This is a genomic window from Streptomyces sp. NPDC001617 (assembly GCF_053596855.1).
Window position 1 is genome coordinate 111,206 of record NZ_JBSFHA010000016.1, and the last position, 18,821, is coordinate 130,026.

The 18,821-nt window shown below is 71.3% G+C and carries 15 protein-coding genes and 1 pseudogene; 9 read left to right on the forward strand and 7 right to left on the reverse strand.

The features are described from left to right. Positions 1–113: 113 nt before the first annotated feature. Positions 114–1,919 (reverse strand): 3-hydroxyacyl-CoA dehydrogenase family protein, encoded by a 1,806-nt coding sequence (locus ACWC09_RS15290; RefSeq protein WP_450851001.1) that lies wholly within the window; start codon positions 1,917–1,919, stop codon positions 114–116. A gap of 402 nt (positions 1,920–2,321) precedes the next feature. Between ACWC09_RS15290 and ACWC09_RS15295 the strand changes: the two genes are divergently transcribed. After that, positions 2,322–2,897: an adenylosuccinate lyase gene (locus ACWC09_RS15295; RefSeq protein WP_450851002.1), complete on the forward strand. Its 576-nt coding sequence runs from the start codon at positions 2,322–2,324 to the stop codon at positions 2,895–2,897. Positions 2,898–2,904: 7 nt separating this feature from the next. Here the strand turns inward: ACWC09_RS15295 and ACWC09_RS15300 are convergent, their stop codons facing one another. From ACWC09_RS15300 to ACWC09_RS15315, 4 genes are all read right to left on the reverse strand, one after another. Next, positions 2,905–3,432, reverse strand: a complete 528-nt coding sequence (locus ACWC09_RS15300) for an N-acetyltransferase family protein (protein ID WP_450851003.1) — start codon at positions 3,430–3,432, stop codon at positions 2,905–2,907. A 40-nt stretch (positions 3,433–3,472) separates the two neighbouring features. Then, positions 3,473–3,871: a RidA family protein gene (locus tag ACWC09_RS15305; protein ID WP_450851004.1), complete on the reverse strand. Its 399-nt coding sequence runs from the start codon at positions 3,869–3,871 to the stop codon at positions 3,473–3,475. Between the two features lie 57 nt (positions 3,872–3,928). Beyond that, complete coding sequence (locus ACWC09_RS15310; protein ID WP_450851005.1) at positions 3,929–5,518, reverse strand: alpha/beta hydrolase; 1,590 nt, start codon at positions 5,516–5,518, stop codon at positions 3,929–3,931. A 136-nt stretch (positions 5,519–5,654) separates the two neighbouring features. Then, complete coding sequence (locus tag ACWC09_RS15315; protein WP_450851006.1) at positions 5,655–6,698, reverse strand: Rv2578c family radical SAM protein; 1,044 nt, start codon at positions 6,696–6,698, stop codon at positions 5,655–5,657. 179 nt (positions 6,699–6,877) lie between these two features. Between ACWC09_RS15315 and ACWC09_RS15320 the strand changes: the two genes are divergently transcribed. The 4 genes from ACWC09_RS15320 (at position 6,878) to ACWC09_RS15335 (ending at position 13,426) form a co-directional block, all read left to right on the forward strand. Continuing rightward, positions 6,878–7,321, forward strand: coding sequence for an SRPBCC family protein (locus tag ACWC09_RS15320; protein WP_450851007.1), 444 nt, complete (start codon positions 6,878–6,880; stop codon positions 7,319–7,321). 158 nt (positions 7,322–7,479) lie between these two features. After that, complete coding sequence (locus tag ACWC09_RS15325; protein ID WP_450851008.1) at positions 7,480–9,858, forward strand: MFS transporter; 2,379 nt, start codon at positions 7,480–7,482, stop codon at positions 9,856–9,858. Positions 9,859–10,003: 145 nt separating this feature from the next. Continuing rightward, a complete protein-coding gene (locus tag ACWC09_RS15330; RefSeq protein WP_450851009.1) occupies positions 10,004–12,526 on the forward strand; it encodes a SpoIIE family protein phosphatase in 2,523 nt (840 codons plus the stop codon). A gap of 174 nt (positions 12,527–12,700) precedes the next feature. Further along, the gene (locus tag ACWC09_RS15335) at positions 12,701–13,426 is read left to right on the forward strand and encodes a class I SAM-dependent methyltransferase (protein ID WP_450851010.1); all 726 of its coding nucleotides are present in this window, start codon (positions 12,701–12,703) and stop codon (positions 13,424–13,426) included. Positions 13,427–13,674: 248 nt separating this feature from the next. On the opposite strand, the pseudogene ACWC09_RS15340 reads toward ACWC09_RS15335, so the two are convergent. Continuing rightward, positions 13,675–13,746 (reverse strand): annotated as a pseudogene (locus tag ACWC09_RS15340) (hypothetical protein); the annotation flags it as partial. A gap of 250 nt (positions 13,747–13,996) precedes the next feature. Beyond that, complete coding sequence (locus ACWC09_RS15345; protein WP_450851011.1) at positions 13,997–14,587, reverse strand: TetR family transcriptional regulator; 591 nt, start codon at positions 14,585–14,587, stop codon at positions 13,997–13,999. A 96-nt stretch (positions 14,588–14,683) separates the two neighbouring features. On the opposite strand from ACWC09_RS15345, the gene ACWC09_RS15350 reads away from it, so the two are divergent. The 4 genes from ACWC09_RS15350 (at position 14,684) to ACWC09_RS15365 (ending at position 18,804) form a co-directional block, all read left to right on the forward strand. After that, positions 14,684–15,346, forward strand: a complete 663-nt coding sequence (locus tag ACWC09_RS15350) for an NADPH-dependent F420 reductase (RefSeq protein WP_450851012.1) — start codon at positions 14,684–14,686, stop codon at positions 15,344–15,346. Between the two features lie 72 nt (positions 15,347–15,418). After that, a complete protein-coding gene (locus tag ACWC09_RS15355) occupies positions 15,419–16,174 on the forward strand; it encodes a dienelactone hydrolase family protein (protein ID WP_450851013.1) in 756 nt (251 codons plus the stop codon). Positions 16,175–16,673: 499 nt separating this feature from the next. Continuing rightward, positions 16,674–17,507 (forward strand): M55 family metallopeptidase, encoded by an 834-nt coding sequence (locus ACWC09_RS15360; RefSeq protein ID WP_450851014.1) that lies wholly within the window; start codon positions 16,674–16,676, stop codon positions 17,505–17,507. After that, a complete protein-coding gene (locus ACWC09_RS15365; RefSeq protein ID WP_450851015.1) occupies positions 17,500–18,804 on the forward strand; it encodes a M20/M25/M40 family metallo-hydrolase in 1,305 nt (434 codons plus the stop codon). Before ACWC09_RS15360 ends, ACWC09_RS15365 begins: the two co-directional genes overlap by 8 nt. Positions 18,805–18,821: the final 17 nt, after the last annotated feature.

Sequence of the window (18,821 nt, forward strand, 5' to 3'; positions counted from 1 at the left end):
TTCCCCCGCCCGAGGTGGGCGGGGGTGTGCCGGGCCCGGCGGGGACGGGGTGGCTGCTCGGGTCGAGCAGCCCGCCCCAGTCCGTCCCGCCTCTGAACCAGTCGCCGGCGCCGTCAGCGGCGGGCATATTCGCGGAAGCCACGGCCCGTCTTCCGGCCGAGGCAGCCCGCGGCCACCAGGTGCTCCAGGAGCGGTGCCGGAGCCAGGCCCGGGTCGCGGAACTCGCGGTGCAGGACCTTCTCGATCGCAAGGGAGACATCGAGCCCGACGACGTCCAGCAGCTCGAAGGGGCCCATCGGGTAGCCGCCGCCCAGCCTCATCGCCGCGTCGATGTCGTCGAGAGACGCATAGTGCTCCTGCACCATCTTGATCGCGTTGTTGAGGTAGGGGAAAAGCAACGCGTTCACGATGAAGCCCGCTCGGTCGCCACAGTCGACGGCGTGCTTCTTGATCCGGACGCAGACCTCGCGGACCGTCGAGTGGACGTCCTCGGCCGTCAACACCGTACGGACGACCTCGACCAGCTTCATCGCCGGCGCCGGGTTGAAGAAGTGCATCCCGATCACGTCCTGCGGACGCGAGGTGGCACGGGCGCAGGCGACGACCGGCAGCGAGGACGTCGTGGTGGCCAGCACCGCGCCCGGCTTGCAGACCTTGTCCAGCGTCGCGAAAAGCTGCTGCTTGATCGCCAGATCCTCGGCGACCGCCTCGACGGCCAGATCGACGTCCGCGAAGGCGTCGTAGGAGCCCGCCGGGGTGATCCGCTCCAGGGTCTGCGCGGCGGCCTCGGCGGTCATCCGGCCCTTGTCGACAGAGCGCGAAAGCGACTTGCCGATACGGGCCTTGGCGGTCTGCGCCTTCTCCTCGCTGCGGGCGGCCAGGACCACCTCGTAGCCGGCCTTGGCGAAGACCTCGGCGATTCCGGAGGCCATCGTGCCGGAGCCGGCGACACCGACGGAGCGGATCTCGCGGCCCGGGGTGAGGGCGGCGCCCTCCAGCGGCGTCAGCGCGTCCCGCACGACGGTGGCGCTGCCGGGGGCCTCGTAGGTGTAGAAGCCGCGTCCCGACTTACGGCCCGTCAGGCCCGCCTCGCTGAGCTGCTTGAGGATCGGGGCGGGGGCGTGCAGCCGGTCGTGGGACTCGGCGTACATGGCGTCCAGGACCGTGCGGGCGGTGTCGACGCCGATCAGGTCGAGCAGCGCCAGCGGACCCATCGGGAGGCCGCAGCCGAGCCGCATCGCCGCGTCGATGTCCTCGCGGGAGGCGTACTTGGCCTCGTACATCGCGGCGGCCTGGTTGAGGTAGCCGAACAGCAGCCCGTCGGCGACGAATCCGGGCCGGTCGCCGACCGCGACGGGCTCCTTGCCGAGGTCCAGCGCGAGGTTGGTGACCGCGGCGACGGCGGTCGGCGCGGTGAGCACCGAGGAGACGACCTCGACCAGCCTCATCGCCGGCGCCGGGTTGAAGAAGTGCAGGCCGAGCACGCGCTCCGGACGGGCCGAGTCGGCGGCCAGACGGGTCACGGACAGGGCATTGGTGCCGGTCGCCAGGATGGTCTCCGGGCGCACGATCCCGTCGAGCTCGCGGAAGATCTGGTGCTTGATCTCGTACGACTCCGGAGCCACCTCGATGACCAGGTCGGCGTCGGCCGCCGCGCCCAGGTCGGTGGAGGTGCGGACGCGGGCGAGGACGTCGGAGCGCTCCTGCTCGGTCAGCCGGCCCTTCTTCACGGCGCGGACGGTGGCGGCCTCCAGGGCGGCGACCGACTGGGCGGCCGCGGCCTCGCTGATGTCGATGCCGACGACCTCGCGACCGGCCTTGGCGAGGACCTCGGTGATACCGGTGCCCATGGTGCCGAGGCCGACGACGGCAATGGTCTTGAGCTGGGACAGAGGGGTGTCGGACAGGGGAGTGGCCATCGCGGGACTCCAGGAATGAGGGTGACGACTGGGAGTGCGCCCGGGTGCGCCGAAGGAGGCTCGACCGGAGGAGGAGCCATGGCACACCGGGTGCGTGAAGAAGTGCGGGTGTTGCCGGGCTGCAAGCGCACACGCCCGGTGCCGTCGCTGTGGGCGTGCACACGCCTGCGGCGAACGGCGGGAATCCGACCGGCCCTGTCCCGAGGCCGGGTCGTGCTGCGGTACCTGATGTACCGAACCGACTGCTTCTTCTCACGACGGCTGCGTCACCAGGCCGTCGTAAGCGGGTATGCGAGTGGGTAACTCGCTCTTCTGAGCTTAACCGGCGGGTAACGAGCGCGCTAGTCCCCGTGTTTGTGATGTACGTCCCGAGAGATCGTCGGTCCCTCTAGTCTCGGATCCATGGACGAAGAGTTGCGATCGCTCACGGAGCGTTTACGAGAGGAGTCGGGCGGGTCCGCCGCGTGTGACCGCCTGCTGGCGGTCGAGGACCTCGACGAGCTGGCCGCGGTGCTCACCGAGCCCGGACAGCCGCTGTGGGCCCGGGAGCTGGCGGCGTTCCGGCTGGGGCTGGCGGGCGACCGGCGCGCCTTCGAGTCCCTCGTCCTCTTCCTCAACCACCGCGACCCGCAGCGCTGTGCCTCCGCCGCGTACGCCCTCGCCCGGCTCGGCGACCCGCGCACGGCCCGCGCGGCGGCCGCCCTCGCCACCAACGAACTCCGCGTCGCCTACGCCCTGCACCCGGTCCGCCTCCTGACCGAGCTGCGCGCCCCCGAGTCCGTGCCGGCCCTGATCACCACCCTGGAGCGACGGCTGCGCCCGCACGACCCGTACCGTCGCGTCGCCCTCGCCTGCGTGGAGGGCCTCGGCACGCTGGAGGACGCCCGCGCGAGGTCCGTACTGAACGAGGCCCTGGCACATCCGGCCCTCGCGGAGGCGGCGGTACGGGCGCTGGGGCGGATTCCGAAGCAGAGGTGACGGTGGGTCAGTCGGCGAGGTCCCTGGCGTACCGCATCTCCGGGACCTCCACGCCGTCCACCTCGAAGGATTCCTCGGTGCCGTCGGGGCGGAAGCCGGACGCCTCGTAGAAGCGGCGGGCGCGGGCGTTCTTCTTGAGCACCCAGAGGTACATGCGGGGGTGTCCGGCGGACGAGCAGCGCCGTATGGACTCCTCGATCAGGGTCCGCCCCACGCCCGCGCCGAAGTGGGCCGGGTCGATGTAGATCGCGTACAACTCGGCGTCCTCGGTGCGCAGTTCGCCGTCCCGGTACGGGCCGTGGCAGATCCAGCCGACGATCTCACCGTCCTGCTCGGCGACCAGGTTCTCCACACCCGGGTTGCCCTCCAGGAAGCGCATGCGGCGGCGCTCGGTGTCCTCCGGCACGCTCATCGCGTCGAGGTGGGGCTGCGGGATGATCCCTTGGTACGCGGTCTGCCAGCCGGCGACGCGGATCTCGGCCACGCGCTCGCAGTCGGCGAGGGTCATGTCGCGAACAAGGATGCGGTCGTCCATGGCCGCACCCTAGGCAGGAGCGGATCGGGCCCGCCGCTGATTATTCGCCCACGACCGCGAACGCCTCGATCTCCATCAGGAACTCGGGCCGGACCAGCGAGGCGACCTGTACGGCCGAGGCGGCCGGGAGGCGGTCGTCGGGTATGTGGGCGGCGCGGGCCGTGCGGATCGCGGGCAGGTGGGCCATGTCCGTGACGAAGTAGGTGAGTTTGACGATGTCGTCGAAGGCCGCGCCGGCCGACGCCAGGCAGCGGCCGAGGTTCTCGAAGACCTGGCGGGCCTGTGCCTCCGGGTCGCCCTCGCCGACGAGTTCGCCGTCCTCGTCCAGGGCGAGCTGGCCGGCGATCGCCACGAAGCGGCCGGTGCCCATGACGACGTGGCTGCACTGGGCGGCGGGGAAGACACCGTCGGGGGCGGGAATCCTGGTCAGCTCACTCATGCGTCCATGGTGGACCATGGGTCTGACAACGCCCGCCCCCGACGGTCGGTCAACCGCTCAGCCGCGGAAGCCGAGCATGCCGTGCAGGGTCGCGCCCCGCGACGACCCCGACGTCGTCGTCGCCGCCGCCTTCGAGCTCAGCGGCTTCGGGTCGGGCAGCTTCTGGCAGACCGCGTCGATCTCGCCGCCGCTGCGCGGCACCGTACCGTCGTACAGGTAGTTCGCGAGGTACTTGTCCAGGCAGGCGTTCCCGCCCAGCGTGATGCCGTGGTTCCCGCCGCCCTGCTCGACCACGAAGCTCGAACCGGCCAGCAGACGGTGGACCGTGAGACCGCCCACGTAGGGGGTGGCCGCGTCGTTGGTCGCCTGGAACAGCAGCACCGGCGGCAGCTTGCCGTTGGCGATGTTGACCGGCTGCATCGAGCGGGTCGGCCAGAACGCGCACGGCGCGTTGTACCAGGCGTTGTTCCAGGCCATGAACGGCGCCTTGTCGTACACCGCCCAGTTGTCCTTGCGCCACTGGTTCCAGTCCCGCGGCCAGGAGGCGTCACGGCACTGCACCGAGGTGTAGATGCTGTAGCCGTTGTCCCCCGACGCGTCGACCGCGGCGAAGTTCTCGTACGCCTCGACCAGCGGATCGGCGTTCTTGTCGTTCACATAGGCCGCGAACGCCTCGGCCAGGTAGGGCCAGTAGCCGTTGTAGTAGCCGCCCGGGATGAAGGTGTCCTCCAGCTCGGAGGCGCCCACCTTGCCGCCCGCCGGCTTCTTGGCGAGGGCCTTGCGCATGGCGTACCACTTGGCCTCGATCTTCTCCGGATCGGTGCCGAGCTTGTACGTCGAGTTGTACTTGGCGATCCAGGACATCAGCGCCAGGTGCCGGTCGTTGAAGGCGTAGTCCTGCCCGATGTTGTCGTCGTACCAGACCCCCGTCGGGTCCACGATCGAGTCCAGGACCAGACGCCTGACCCGCTGCGGGAAGAGCTTGGCGTAGACCGCGCCCAGGTAGGTGCCGTACGAGTAGCCGAAGTAGCTGGTCTTCTTCCAGCCCGTGGCCGCACGGATCGAGTCCATGTCCTGCACGGCCTGGATCGTGTTGATGTACGGCAGCACGCCCGCGTACTTCTTGCCGCAGGCGTCGGCGAAGGACTTGGCGCGCTGGAGGTTGGCCCGCTCCAGGGCCGGCGTGCTGGGCACGGAGTCCGGGCGCACCGGGTTGAAGTAGCCCGGCTTGCAGTCGAGGGCGGGCTTGCTCTTGCCCACCCCGCGCGGGTCGAAGCCGATGACGTCGTACTGTGCCGCGACCGCCTTGGGCAGCGAGGACGCGACGAACCCCGCGAGCGTGAGACCACTGCCGCCGGGGCCGCCGGGGTTGACCAGCAGCGGGCCCTGGCTCTTCTTCGCGGTGTGCGGCACGCGCGACAGGGCGAGCGTGATCTGCTTCCCGTGCGGATGCCGGTGGTCGAGCGGCACCTTGAGGGACGCGCACTGGAGCGTCGGGTAGTCGGTCGTGCCGCATTTCTTCCAGGTGAGTTTCGCCGCGTGAGCGGTTTCCGCGCTGTTCGGGGCGCTCGCGTCAGCGGGGACGGCCGTGACGGTCCCGGCCACGACGACGGCGGCGCCGCACAGCACGGCTGCGCGTTTTCTCATGGAGTCCTCCCAGGACGGAGGGGCTTCGGACCGCGAGTCTCACGGTCCGAACCGCATCGTCCCGGAAAGCACGTCCGGAAGAACTCGTTCTGGCGATACTTGACCCAATCGGATCGAGGGATGCGCTCGAACGCTCTCAAATCAGCGTGAGTTGGGTTGGTTCGGACACGGCCGCTTCGACCGGCTCCGCCGGCGGGATCCGCCGTGGCATCCCCGCGCGCGTGGGGCCGATCCCGTACTCCTGTGCCAGCTCGTGGACCTGACGGGTGATCCGGCGCTGGTACCACTTCGGGGCATAGGCGCCGTCCGCGTACAGGCGCTCGTAACGTCGCACCAGGTGCGGGTGATGGTGGGTCAGCCAGGCCATGAACCACTCGCGCGCGCCCGGGCGCAGATGCAGCACCAGAGGCGTGACGGAGGTGGCGCCGGCGGCCGCGATGGCGCGCACGGTGGCCCGCAGCTGGTTCGGGTGGTCGCTCAGGAACGGGAGCACCGGGGCCATCAGGACCCCGCATCCGATGCCGTGCTCGGCGAGGGTGTGCACGACGTCCAGGCGGCGCTCCGGCGCCGGCGTACCCGGCTCCACGGTGCGCCACAGCTCGGGGTCGGTGAAGCCGACCGAGACCGAGATGCCGACGTCCGTCACCTCGGACGCCTGCACCAGCAGGTCCAGGTCGCGCAGGATCAGCGTGCCCTTGGTCAGGATCGAGAAGGGGTTCGCGTGGTCGCGCAGGGCGGACAGGATGCCCGGCATCAGGCGGTAGCGGCCCTCGGCACGCTGGTAGCAGTCGACGTTGGTGCCCATCGCTATGTGCTCGCCCTGCCAGCGGCGTGAGCCGAGCTGGCGGCGCAGCAGCTCCGCGGCGTTCACCTTGACCACGATCTGCGAGTCGAAGTCGAGACCCGAGTCGAGGTCCAGATAGGTGTGCGTCTTGCGGGCGAAGCAGTACACGCACGCGTGCGAGCACCCGCGGTACGGGTTGAGCGTCCACTCGAAGGGCATCCGCGAGGCGCCCGGCACCCGGTTGATGATCGACCGGGCCCGCACCTCGTGGAAGGTGATCCCTCTGAACTCGGGTGTGTCGAACTGCCTGCTGACCACGGCGTCCGCGCCGAACAGCGCGGCGTCGGCCGTCCGGCTGTGGCCGCCGGACTCGGCTGTGAGGTTCTCCCAGCGCATGACGCCTCCTCGGTAGCGCTGCTCCCAGAGTGAAACACGTGTTCGAATTTCCGTGCAAGGGCGGTTTCTGATCGCTTCGAGCCCCGGGGGCGCCCCCGGGGGCACCCCGATTTGGGCGGCCGTGGGCGGGGGTGGTTGGCTTGCCCCCACCCCGAGAAAGCAAGTCCTGGAGGAAATCGATGGCGCAGGTCGAGGCCACTACGGAGCGAGTCGTCGCGGCGGACGCGGAGAAGGTGTTCGACGCCCTCGCCGACTACAGCGGCACGCGCGCGAAGGTGCTGCCCGAGCACTTCAGCGAGTACGAGGTGCGCGAGGGCGGCGACGGCGAGGGCACCCTCGTCCACTGGAAGCTCCAGGCCACCAACAAGCGCGTCCGCGACTGCCTCCTGGAGGTCAGCGAGCCCACCGACGGACAGCTCGTCGAGAAGGACCGCAACTCCTCCATGGTGACCACCTGGACGGTCACCCCGGCCGGCGAGGGCAGGTCCCGCGTCGTCGTCACCACCGTCTGGAACGGCGCGGGCGGCATCGGCGGCTTCTTCGAGAAGACCTTCGCACCCAAGGGCCTCGCCCGGATCTACGACGCGGTGCTCGTCAGGCTGGCCACCGAGGTCGAGAAGTAAGTCCGCGGTGAGCAGGGGCTGTTGACCCCTCACCGGTTCGAGTGGATCTCCGTTCGACACGCCGGAACGCCGTAACTCGTCGCGCTTGCTCGTAGTTGTCGATTTGGGCCGGTTTTCAGCCGGAAATCGGCGCGGCAGCGCGACGAGGGGAGCGGTACGTGGGCGGGTCCACTTTGGTGCACGAGGAAGCGGCGCTCCCGCAGGCCGCCGCCCCCGCACCGGCCGCGGCGGCCGAACTGGGCCAGCGCCGGGTGCGGTTGGTCTTCCTCGGGCTGATGCTGGCGCTGCTGCTCGCCGCCCTGGAGCAGATGATCGTCGCCACCGCGCTCCCGAAGATCGTCGGCGAGCTGCACGGCCTGGACCGGATGTCCTGGGCGATCACCGCCTATCTGCTCACGGCCACCGTGGGACTGCCGATCTACGGCAAGCTCGGCGATCTCCTCGGCCGCAAGGGCGTCTTCCAGTTCGCCATCGTCGTCTTCGTGATCGGTGCCGGACTCGCCGGCCGGGCGCAGTCCATGGACCAGCTGATCGCCTTCCGCGCCGTCCAGGGCGTCGGCGCGGGCGGGCTCATGATCGGCGTACAGGCGATCATCGCGGACATCGTGCCGCCACGGCAGCGCGGTCGCTTCATGGGGCTCATCGGCGCCGCCTTCGGCCTCGCCTCCGTCGCGGGCCCCCTGCTCGGCGGTTACTTCACGGACCACCTCTCCTGGCGGTGGTGCTTCTACTTCAACGTCCCCTTCGGCCTCGTCACCCTGGCCGTCGTCACCGTTGTACTGAAGCTCCCGAAGCCGCGGGCCAAGCCCCGGTTCGACGTCCCGGGCGCGCTGCTGCTGGCCGCTGCCTCCACCTGCCTGGTGCTGCTGACCAGTTGGGGCGGCACCGAGTACGCGTGGGACTCGCGCGTCATCATCGGCCTCGGCGCGGGAGCGGCCGCCTCCACCGTGCTGTTCCTCCTCACCGAGCGCTTCGCCGCCGAACCCCTCATCCCGCTGCGGCTGTTCAGGGACTCCGTCTTCAACGTCACCGGTCTGGTGGGCCTGGTGATCGGCGTCGCGCTGTTCGGCGCCGCCAGCTATCTGCCGACCTTCCTGCAGATGGTCGACGGGGCCTCCGCCACCGAGTCGGGGCTGCTGATGCTGCCCATGATGGGCGGGATCGTCGGCGCCTCGATCGTCGCGGGACAGCTCATCAGCCACACCGGGCGCTACAAGATCTATCCCGTCCTCGGCAGCGCGGTCTCCGCGCTCGGCATGTGGCTGCTGTCCCGCCTTCAAGTGGACACGCCCCGGCTGCAGTACAGCCTCTGGATGGCCGTCCTCGGCGCCGGTATCGGCATGGTGATGCCGGTCCTGATCCTCGCCGTGCAGAACTCCGTGCGCCCCGCCGACCTCGGCACCGCCACCAGCGCCAACAACTACTTCCGGCAGATCGGTGGCAGTGTCGGCGCCGCGATCTTCGGCACTCTGTTCGCCCACCGGCTCGCCGACGCCCTCGAAGAACGCCTCCCCACGCGCGCGGGCGCACAGGTTCCCGACCCGCAGTCCCTCACCCCGCAGCTCGTCCACGCGCTGCCCCCGGCGCTCCGGGACGACTGCATCCGGGCGTACGCCGACGCCATGCCCCGGATCTTCCTGTACCTCGTGCCGGTGCTCGCCCTCGGCCTGCTCATCGCCTTCTTCCTCAAGGAGAAACCGCTGGTGTCCCACAACGCCGACGAAAGGGAGCCCGCACCCGTCAAGGCCCCGATCCCACAGGCACGTTCGCAGCACGTCGCCGGAGTCCCCGTCCGCGGCACGGTCCAGCACGCCGACGGGACCGTCGTGGCGCGCGCGGCGCTCACGCTCATCGACGTGGCAGGGCAGCAGATCGGGCGGGGCGCGAGCGGCGAGGACGGGCGGTACGCGCTGTCCACCCCCGGCTCGGGCGCGTACGTGCTCATCGCCGCCGCCGGCGGACACCAGCCCCAGGCCGTCCCCGTCACCGTCGGCGAACGCCCCGTGGAGCTGGACATCGTCCTCGGCGGCGCCGGGTGCCTCACCGGGCAGGTACGCACCGCGGACGGCACACCCGTGCGGGACGCCACCGTCACCCTCACCGACGTGCACGGCGAGGTCGTCGCCACCACCCGCAGCGGACGCGAGGGCGGTTACGCCATCACCGAGCTGGTCGCCGGCGAGTACACCCTGTCCGCCGGCGCGTCCGCGTACCGCCCGGCGGCGCTCCCCGTCAGCGTCCGGGCCGCCCGCGAGACCCGCCAGGACGTCCAACTCGCGGGCGGCGCCGTCCTGCGCGGCACCGTACGCGCGGGTGGCGGACGGGCCGTCGAGGACGCGCGCGTGACGCTGCTCGACGCGGCGGGCAACGTCGTCGACACGCTCACCACCGGGCCCGACGGAACGTTCCGGTTCGTCGACCTGTCCTGCGGCGAGTACACCGTCATCGCGACGGGTTACCCGCCGGTCGCCACCGTGCTCCAACTGGCCGGTGGCGGGCTCACCGAGCGGGACCTGCGGTTGGGACACGAGGACTGAACCTGCCCCCGGCGCACGCCCCCGCGCGCGGGGGCCGACGCGCGGCATCAATTCGCGCATTGCCGCACATCGCCATCGGACGGAGCCGTACGGTGGAGTAGGCGGCACAGATCTTGCGGAGCCGTGGGGAGAGAGGGCCTGGGCCATGGAAAGTGGCGCTGACCGTGGCACCGAGAGGGACACACCTCCCAGCCGCGGAGCCGGGAACGGCGCGGTGAGCGGGCAGACCGCCCCCGGCCGTGTCCCCCTGGCCGTGGTCGTCGTCGACCGGGGCGGCCTCGTGTCCCACTGGAGCACCGGCGCACGCCGCCTGTTCGGCGTGCCCAAGGACGAGGCGATCGGCCGCGCGGCCGTCGACCTGCTGCCCGTCTCCGGCGCGCTGCCCGACGAGGAGGACGCCCCGCCTTACGGGACGTACGCCGCCTACGACGGACTCGGCCCCGACCTCGAATCCTCCCTCGACGGAAGGCTCTCCTACCCCGCCGCGGGCCGCGCCCGCCTCACCGTCCCCGAGCGGAGCGAGACGGGGGTCCCCTCGTCCGAAGGGCGGGGGAGGGACCGTGTCGACGTGCTGTGGTGGGCGTACCCCCTGGTGGGCCCCGGCCAGGAGCGGCTCCTCGTGCTCGCCGCCGACACGGGCGGACTCCGCCAGGACGAACCGGACGGCGTCGAGGGCGACTTGGCGTTCGAGCGGATCGCGCCCGGCTTCGCCCTGCACACCGACTTCCCCGGCGCCGAGGAACTGGCCCAACGGCTGCCCGAGATCCTGCCCAGCATGAGCGTCGACGAGAGCGCCCGCATCGTCGCGCAGGTCCTCGAACTGGGCTATCCCGTCCTGGAGTTCAGCCAGAACGACCGGGTGCCCGTCACCCCCGACTGGGGTGTGCCCCGCCGCGCCGAGCGCAGGGCCCGCCGCGAGCGCGCCGCCCGCGCCGCGGCCGAAGGGCTGCCGGTGCCGCAGGAACTCACCGACGAGGGCGAGGACCTGGAGTACGCGGCAGTCCGCGAACACCTGGAGTTCCTCAACGAGGTCAGCGGCCGCATCGGCACCTCCCTCGACCTGGCGACCACCATCATCGAGGTCAGCCGGGCCGTCGTGCCGCGCTTCACGGACGTCGCCGGCACCTATCTGCGCGAACAGGTCGTCGCCGGCGAGGGGTTCCCCGACGGCGTACCGGACACCACCACCATGTGGCACCGGGTCGCCCTCGAGCACACCGACGAACCCGGCCGCTGGGACGACGTCGTACCGGTCGGCGAGGCCATGCCCTTCCCGGCCCACACGCCGTTCTTCCAGTGCATGACCACCGGAGATCCCGTCCTGGTGCCGCGGATCACCGAGGAGATGGGCCACGCCATCGCCTCCCAGTTCGAGAAGCGCGACATCCGGCCCCTGATCACCCACCGCTCCATGCTGGTCGTACCGCTCAAGGCCCGGAACGTGGTGCTCGGCTTCATGATCCTGCTGCGCCACCCCGAGCGGCCCGTCTTCAACGACATGGACAGGGTCACGGGCGCCGAACTCGCCGCCCGCGCGGGGCTCGTGCTCGACAACGCGCGCATGTACACCTACCAGGAGAGCGTCGCCGAGACCCTCCAGGACAGCATGCTGCCGCACATCCCGCCACGCATGGCGGGCTGCGACATCGCCACCCGCTACCTCCCCGGCACCCTGCTGGGACGCGTCGGCGGCGACTGGTTCGACTCCGTCAAGCTGCCCGGCGCCCGCACCGCCCTGGTCGTCGGCGACGTCATGGGCCACGGCCTCAACTCGGCCGCCATGATGGGCCAGTTGCGTACGGCCGTACAGACCATGGCCGCCCTGGACCTGCCGCCCGCCCAGCTCCTGCGCAACCTCGACGACCTCGCCCAGCGCCTCGGCGACACCTACCTCGCGACCTGTCTGTACGCCGTCTACGACCCGATCGCCGGCGAACTGCACATCGCCAACGCGGGCCACATCCCGCCCGTCCTGGTCCGTGCCGAGAACGGCCGCAGCGAGCTGCTCGACCTGCCGACCGGTGCGCCGATCGGCGTCGGCGGGGTGGCGTTCGAGGCGGTACGCGTGCGTGTGGAGCCCGGCGACCGGATCGTCATGTGCACCGACGGACTGGTCGAGGTGCGCGGCGAGGACATCGGCGTGGGCCTGGCGACCCTCAGCGAGTCCGCGGCCCACCCGGCCGCCTCGATGGACGACGCCTGCGACTCGATCATCCGCGCCCTCAACACCCGCGGCGGCCGCAAGGACGACGTGGCGCTTCTGATGGCCCGCCTCAACGGCATCGACGCCGACGACGTCGCCGAGTGGCGGCTGGGGCTCGACCCCGCCGAGATCCCCCGCGCGCGTGCCGTGGTCCGTGAGCAGCTGCACGACTGGGGGCTCGCGAAACTCGCCGACACCGCCGAGCTGCTGGTGAGCGAGCTCGTCACCAACGCCGTACGGCACTCTCACAGCCGTCCGGTCGAACTGCGCCTCATCCGTGGCGACGCCTTGCTGTGCGAGGTGGATGACGACGACCACGAGCTGCCGACCCTGCTCAGTGCCCGCCCCACCGACGAGTTCGGGCGCGGACTGCGGGTGGTGTCCACCCTGGCCCGTGAGTGGGGCACCAGCCGTACCAAGGCCGGAAAGACCGTCTGGTTCGAGCTGACGCTGCCCCGGCGCTGACGGCACATCAGGCGCTCCCGCCTCACAGGGGCGCGTGCGGCGCACGGGGGCGTACGCATATCGAAAGCGGGGTGAAGGAATGCGCCACGCGCTTGTAGCCGTGACCAGGGCGCGATAAACCGTACTGGCCCGTCAACTTGGGGCGGGTTCGCGGCGCACCCTGGGGAGTTGGCCATGAGCGTGACGAGTCGGTACCGGGAGGCCTGGGAGGGCTTCTGGCGCGAGGCTCCGGAGGATAAGGGGGCCGTGTTCTGGGACGCGGATCCGGCCCTCACCGTCGGCATCCACCTCGCCCTCTTCGAACCGCACCTCACCGACTCCGGTCTGGCGATGGTGGACCTCGGCTGCGGCAACGGCACTCAGACCCGGTTCCTCGCCGAGCGCTTCCCGCACGTCCTCGGCGCCGACCTGTCCGCCGTCGCCCTCGACCACGCCCGGCACGCCGACCCGGCGGGACAGGCCACGTACCGTGTGGTCGACGCCGTGGAGAAGGGCGAGACGGAGACGCTGCACGCCGAACTCGGCGACGCCAACGTCTATATGCGCGGCGTCCTCCACCAGGCCGAACCCGACGACCGGCAGCCCATGGTGGACGGCATCGCCGCGCTCGTCGGCGAGCGGGGCCGGGCGTTCCTCGTGGAACTCTCCGAGGCGGCCAAGCCCGTCCTGCTGGGCCTGGCGCAGAGCCCCTCAGGACCGCCGCCCAAGCTCGCACCGATCTTCCGGCACGGCATCGCGCCCGGCGAGGTGGCCGACGACGCCGTGCCCGAATACCTGCGCGCGGCCGGCCTGACGATCCTGGCGAGCGGCGAACTCCCGCTCGTCACCACGGAGTTCGCACCCGACGGCACCCGGATCGAGCTGCCGTCGAAGTGGCTGGTGGCGGGTCGCACGAACTGAGGGGGCGAAGGCTCGGAAGGGGACGGTGGGGCGCACGGGAATTCCAGCGGACGGCGGCTCGTCGGCGCGAGCGGAAATCGTCTCGGGCACGCACCAGATGCCCTTGATCGCGGCGTCGGCGGGCGGCCAGGCGCTCGACCTCGTCCATGTCCGGGCCCTCGGGTGTCATCGGGACCGGGATGATGTCGATGCCGAAGCGCTCGCACAGGGCGCAGACAGTCGTCCATCAGCTCCAGGCTCGAGTTGATGCCGGGCAGGAGCTGTTCGGTCGGTACCTGGAGGAACCCGCCGAAGATCGCCCGGAGTTCGGGCAGGCCCAGGGGCGCGCCGTAGGTGCGGCAGTCCGTGCCGTCGGCGGCGGTCCCGCCGGTCGCCGGGCAGGGTCAACAGGGCGTCGGAGACGGCGAGTTGGCGTGGGGAGGGCTTGTCTCGGGTCAGGTCCGTGACAGGCCCAGGGCGAGCAGGGCGGCGTAGTCACTTCGCGCCTCTTCCAGGCGGGCCGAGAGCGTGGCGGGGGTTTCGTTCGCGAGGACGGTCACGGGGGCAGTCGACCAAATCCCCGCGCCGCTCTCACTCGATATTGAGGGCCGCGAAGGCGGCGTCCAACAACTCGACCAGGTCCTCGCGGCCGTCGGAGGCCAGCCAGTGGTCGAGGGCGACGTTCAGACAGTCCAGGGCGGCGGCGGTCCGCACCGACTGGGCGAGGGTCGGCCGCTCGGAGCCGGCGCGCTCGGCCAGGGCCTGCGACAGGGCCGGGCGCCAGGTGTACTGCTTCTCCAGGTGCCGGGCGCGGAGCGCGGGGGTCTCCCGGACCAGCCGGGTCGTCTCCAGGGAGCCGGCCGGATCCTCGTGGTAGCGCTCGATGACCACGTCCAGGGCGCGCCGCAGCGCCCTCCACTCGCCCTCGTCGGCCGGGCGGGCGCGCAGCGCGTCGGCGACGCGCCGGTCATGCCCGTCGAAGGCGCCCAGGACGGCGTCCTCCTTGGTGCCGAAGTAGCGCAGGAAGGTGCTGCGCGAGACGCCCGCCGCCGCCGCGAGGTCGTCCACCGTGACCTTGTCGAAGCCCTTGCGACGGAACAACTCGAAGGCCACCTGGGCCAGTTCGGCTCGTACGGCGGCCCGGGCGATGTCCCTCGTGTTCGTACGTGCTGCTCCGGTCACCTGCCGATCCTATCTCCCGTGCCGGCCCCTGTTGCAGTGTCGATACTCAGTGGCTACTGTGACACTCAGTTTCACATACGGCGCGGAGGTGCACCAGTGGCCTGGACACCAGGGACTCTCGGAATCATCGGCAGAGGCATGATCGGCAGCGCGCTCGCCCGGCTGGCGGTGGCCGCCGGACTGGACGTGGTCGTGGCCAACTCGCGCGGCCCCGAGACCCTGGCCGACCTGGTCGTGGCCGCCGTCCCGCTCAAGGCCTACGACCGGCCGCCCTCGGAGGCCCTCGCCGGCCAGACCGTGATCGACACGATGAACCACCACCCGGACCGCGACGGCAGCATCACCGAGCTGGACGCGGGCGCGCTGACCTCCGGCGCGCTGGTGCGGCGGCAGCTGGTCGGGGCCCGGGTGGTCAAGGCGTTCAACAGCATCGACTTCCGGCGCCTGTTCACCGGCGCCCGCCCGGCCGGTGACCCCGACCGCAGCGCTCTGCCCGTCGCCGGCGACGACGTGGCGGCCAAGGCCCAGGTGACCGCGCTGCTGGACGCCCTCGGCCATGACGCGGTGGACATCGGCACCCTCGCCGACAGCTGGAGCAGCCGGCCCGGCACACCGGTCTACGTGGAGCCGTACCTGGGGAAGCGGCCGGCGGGGCTGAGCCAGGAGGAGGCCTCGTGCTGGTCATTCGAGACGCCGGGCGTGCCGACCCCGGCGGGCCGGGTGAAGGAACTGGCCGACCGGGCGACCCCCGAGAAGTGACCGACACAGCCACCTCCGCGCACTGACGCACCTCCGCCACACAACGACCCCCGAGAACTGAGAGACCAGCACATGACCGTCGTCCAGGGCACCTCCGTCGACATCACCACCCCCGACGGAACCGCCGACGCGTACTTCGTCCACCCGTCCGACAACGCCCCGCACCCCGCCGTCCTGCTCTACATGGACGCCTTCGGTCTGCGCCCGCACCTGCGGTCGATGGCCGACCGGCTCGCCGGGGCCGGTTACACGGTCCTGGTGCCCAACGTCTTCCACCGCTACGGCCGCGCCCCCGTCGTCGAACTTCCCGAGTTCATCAACCCCGCCGAACGCCCGGAGATCATCCAGCAGTTGGGCCCCGCCGCGCGCACCCTCACCCCGGAGGGCGCCATGCGGGACGCCGCCGCGTACCTGGACTGGCTGGCCGCGTCGCCCCTCACCACCGACGGCCCGGCCGGCATCACGGGCTACTGCATGGGTGCCGGCCTGACGCTGCGGACCGCGGGCACCTACCCGGACCGTGTCGCCGCCGCGGCCGGCTTCCACGGCGCGTACCTCGCCACCGACGCACCGGACAGCCCCCACCTGCTCGCCGAGCACATCACCGCCGAGCTCTACTTCGGCCACGCCGACCAGGACTCCACCAACCCGGCCGAGCAGATCGACCGCCTCGACAAGGCCCTCACCGCGGCCGGCGTCCGCCACCGGGGCGAGGTCTACGAGGGCGCCCACCACGGCTTCACCCAGGCCGACACGGCGATGCACAGCGCGGAGGCGACCGAGCGGCACTGGGCGGCGCTGCTGGACCTGTTCGGCCGTACGCTCTGAGGACGGCCGCCGGGGTCGTGCTCCGCTGCGACGCCCTCCCGGCCGACCTGCGCAGGGTCGCTGTCGCACCGGCGTGATCCGCGGCGGCCACAGCACGTCGACCGCCGGCAGCAGGGACGGGCGCAGAGGGACCGGGCAGACGGCCAGTGCGGGCTGCCGGAGGCGGAGGACTTCGAAGCGGGCGGCGTTCGGGCAGTCGGCGCCGTCCTCCGGGTGGCCGTACGGCCCCTGGCAGCGGGTGGTGGTGCCTCCGGGGCGCCGGTGGTCTGCGGGGAGATCGATCCTCGTCGGGCCCTCGCCTTCGGTGTCGACGGAATCCCGTCCGATGCCGCCTCCGCCGGAGCCGCAAGCCGGGGTCGGCCGACCGGACCTCCCGCTCGGCCGACCCGCCCGACCACCGACCCCGGATCAGCGCGCCACCCCGCAGCCCCGCGCCGTGATGCAGCCGAGCGGCCGAGTCCTGGAACCCGACCTGCCTCGGCGCGTAACGTGACCAGGCATGAAGATCCTGATCAGCGCAGACATGGAGGGCGCCACCGGCGTGACCTGGCCGGCCGATGTGCTGCCGGGGACGCCGCAGTGGGAGCGGTGCCGTTCGATGTTCACCTCGGACGTGAACGCCGCCGTGCTGGGGTTCTTCGACGGCGGGGCGGACGAGGTGGTCGTCAACGAGGCCCACTGGACCATGCGCAACCTGTTGCTGGAGCGGCTGGACGAGCGCACGGAGATGCTCACCGGGCGGCACAAGTCCCTGTCCATGGTCGAGGGCGTGCAGCACGGGGACGTGGACGGGATCGCCTTCGTCGGCTATCACGCGGGCGCCGGTATGGAGGGCGTCCTCGCCCACACCTATCTCGCCAACTCCATCACCGGTGTGTGGCTCAACGACGTACGGGCGAGTGAGGGGCTCCTCAACGCGCATGTCGTGGCCGAGTACGGCGTCCCCGTCGTCCTCGTCACGGGCGACGACGTGGCCTGTGAGGACGCCCTCGGATATGCGCCCGAGGCGCTGAAGGTCGCCGTCAAGGACCATGTCTCGCGGTACGCGGCCGTCTGCCGTACGCCGGCCAGGACCGCCGCCGACATCCGGGCCGCGGCCAAGCAGGCCGCGCAGCTGGCGGTCCGTCAGGAACCGGTGCAGACAGGGCCGTTCACCATCGCGCTCGAATTCGACGCCGAGCACCTGGCGATGGCCGCCACCGTGGTGCCGGGTGTGGGCCGGATCGGGGAACGGAAGGTCGCGTACACCAGCGGGACCATGTACGAGGGCATTCGTACCTTCAAGGCGGTCACCACGATCGTCTCGGCCGCAGTGGAGGAGCAGTATGGCTGACGAGCAGGCGCTGGACGAGGTGGTCCGGTTCACCTCCGACCTCATTAGGATCGACACCACCAACAGGGGTGGTGGGGACTGCCGGGAGCGGCCGGCCGCCGAGTACGCCGCCGAGCAGCTGGCCGGGGCGGGGCTGGAGCCCACGCTCCTCGAACGGACCAAGGGGCGCACGAACCTCGTCGCGCGGATCGAGGGCACGGACCCGGGCGCGGACGCGCTGCTCCTGCACGGTCATCTGGACGTCGTACCCGCGCGGGCCGACGACTGGACCGTGCACCCCTTCTCCGGGGAGGTCCGGGACGGGGTCGTGTGGGGGCGCGGGGCCGTCGACATGAAGAACATGGACGCCATGATCCTTGCGATCGCGCGGAGTTGGGCCCGGAAGGGCGTCCGGCCCCGGCGGGACGTCGTCATCGCCTTCACCGCCGACGAGGAGGACAGCGCGCGGGACGGGTCCGGATTCCTCGCCGATCGGCACGCCGAGCTGTTCCAGGGCTGTACCGAAGGGGTCAGTGAGTCCGGGGCGTTCACCTTCCACGACGGCGGCGGTCGCGAGCTCTATCCCATCGCTGCCGGTGAACGGGGCACCGGCTGGCTGAAGTTGACCGCCCGAGGGCGGGCCGGGCACGGCTCCAAGGTGAACAACGAGAACGCGGTCACCCGGCTCGCCGCCGCCATCACCCGCATCGGCGAGCACGAGTGGCCGCTGCGGCCGACCCCGACCGTGTCCGCGGCTCTCACGGAACTCGCCGCGCTCTACGGCATCGAGAGCGGCCTCGACGACGTGGACGCCCTGCTGGAGAAGCTCGGCCCGGCCGCCAAGCTGGTCGAGGCGACCGTCCGCAACAGCGCCAACCCGACCATGCTGGACGCCGGTTACAAGATCAACGTGATCCCGGGGGAGGCGGTCGCGTACGTCGACGGGCGGTATCTGCCGGGCGGCGAGGACGAGTTCCGCGCCACCCTCGACCGGCTCACCGGGCCGGACGTGGACTGGGAGTTCCACCACCGCGAGGTCGCCCTTCAGGCGCCGGTCGACTCGCCGACCTACGCGAAGATGCGGGCCGCCGTCGAGGAGTTCGCGCCCGAGGGGCACGTCGTGCCGTACTGCATGTCGGGCGGCACCGACGCCAAGCAGTTCTCACGACTTGGCATCATCGGCTACGGGTTCACGCCTCTGAAGCTCCCGGATGGGTACGACTACCAGGCGATGTTCCACGGCGTCGACGAGCGGGTGCCCGTGGAGGCACTGCACTTCGGAGTGCGGGTACTCGACCGGTTCCTGCGCACGGCCTAGGCGAGTTGGGGGAGAAC

What these genes read in the sequence shown, in the direction of transcription:
- ACWC09_RS15305 (WP_450851004.1), bottom strand. Translation starts at nt 3,871, where the DNA reads ATGAGTGAGCTGACCAGGATTCCCGCCCCCGACGGTGTCTTCCCCGCC.
- ACWC09_RS15295 (WP_450851002.1), top strand. Translation starts at nt 2,322, where the DNA reads ATGGACGAAGAGTTGCGATCGCTCACGGAGCGTTTACGAGAGGAGTCG.
- ACWC09_RS15315 (WP_450851006.1), bottom strand. Translation starts at nt 6,698, where the DNA reads ATGCGCTGGGAGAACCTCACAGCCGAGTCCGGCGGCCACAGCCGGACG.
- ACWC09_RS15330 (WP_450851009.1), top strand. Translation starts at nt 10,004, where the DNA reads ATGGAAAGTGGCGCTGACCGTGGCACCGAGAGGGACACACCTCCCAGC.
- ACWC09_RS15290 (WP_450851001.1), bottom strand. Translation starts at nt 1,919, where the DNA reads ATGGCCACTCCCCTGTCCGACACCCCTCTGTCCCAGCTCAAGACCATT.
- ACWC09_RS15310 (WP_450851005.1), bottom strand. Translation starts at nt 5,518, where the DNA reads ATGAGAAAACGCGCAGCCGTGCTGTGCGGCGCCGCCGTCGTCGTGGCC.
- ACWC09_RS15335 (WP_450851010.1), top strand. Translation starts at nt 12,701, where the DNA reads ATGAGCGTGACGAGTCGGTACCGGGAGGCCTGGGAGGGCTTCTGGCGC.
- ACWC09_RS15355 (WP_450851013.1), top strand. Translation starts at nt 15,419, where the DNA reads ATGACCGTCGTCCAGGGCACCTCCGTCGACATCACCACCCCCGACGGA.
- ACWC09_RS15360 (WP_450851014.1), top strand. Translation starts at nt 16,674, where the DNA reads ATGAAGATCCTGATCAGCGCAGACATGGAGGGCGCCACCGGCGTGACC.
- ACWC09_RS15365 (WP_450851015.1), top strand. Translation starts at nt 17,500, where the DNA reads ATGGCTGACGAGCAGGCGCTGGACGAGGTGGTCCGGTTCACCTCCGAC.
- ACWC09_RS15320 (WP_450851007.1), top strand. Translation starts at nt 6,878, where the DNA reads ATGGCGCAGGTCGAGGCCACTACGGAGCGAGTCGTCGCGGCGGACGCG.
- ACWC09_RS15300 (WP_450851003.1), bottom strand. Translation starts at nt 3,432, where the DNA reads ATGGACGACCGCATCCTTGTTCGCGACATGACCCTCGCCGACTGCGAG.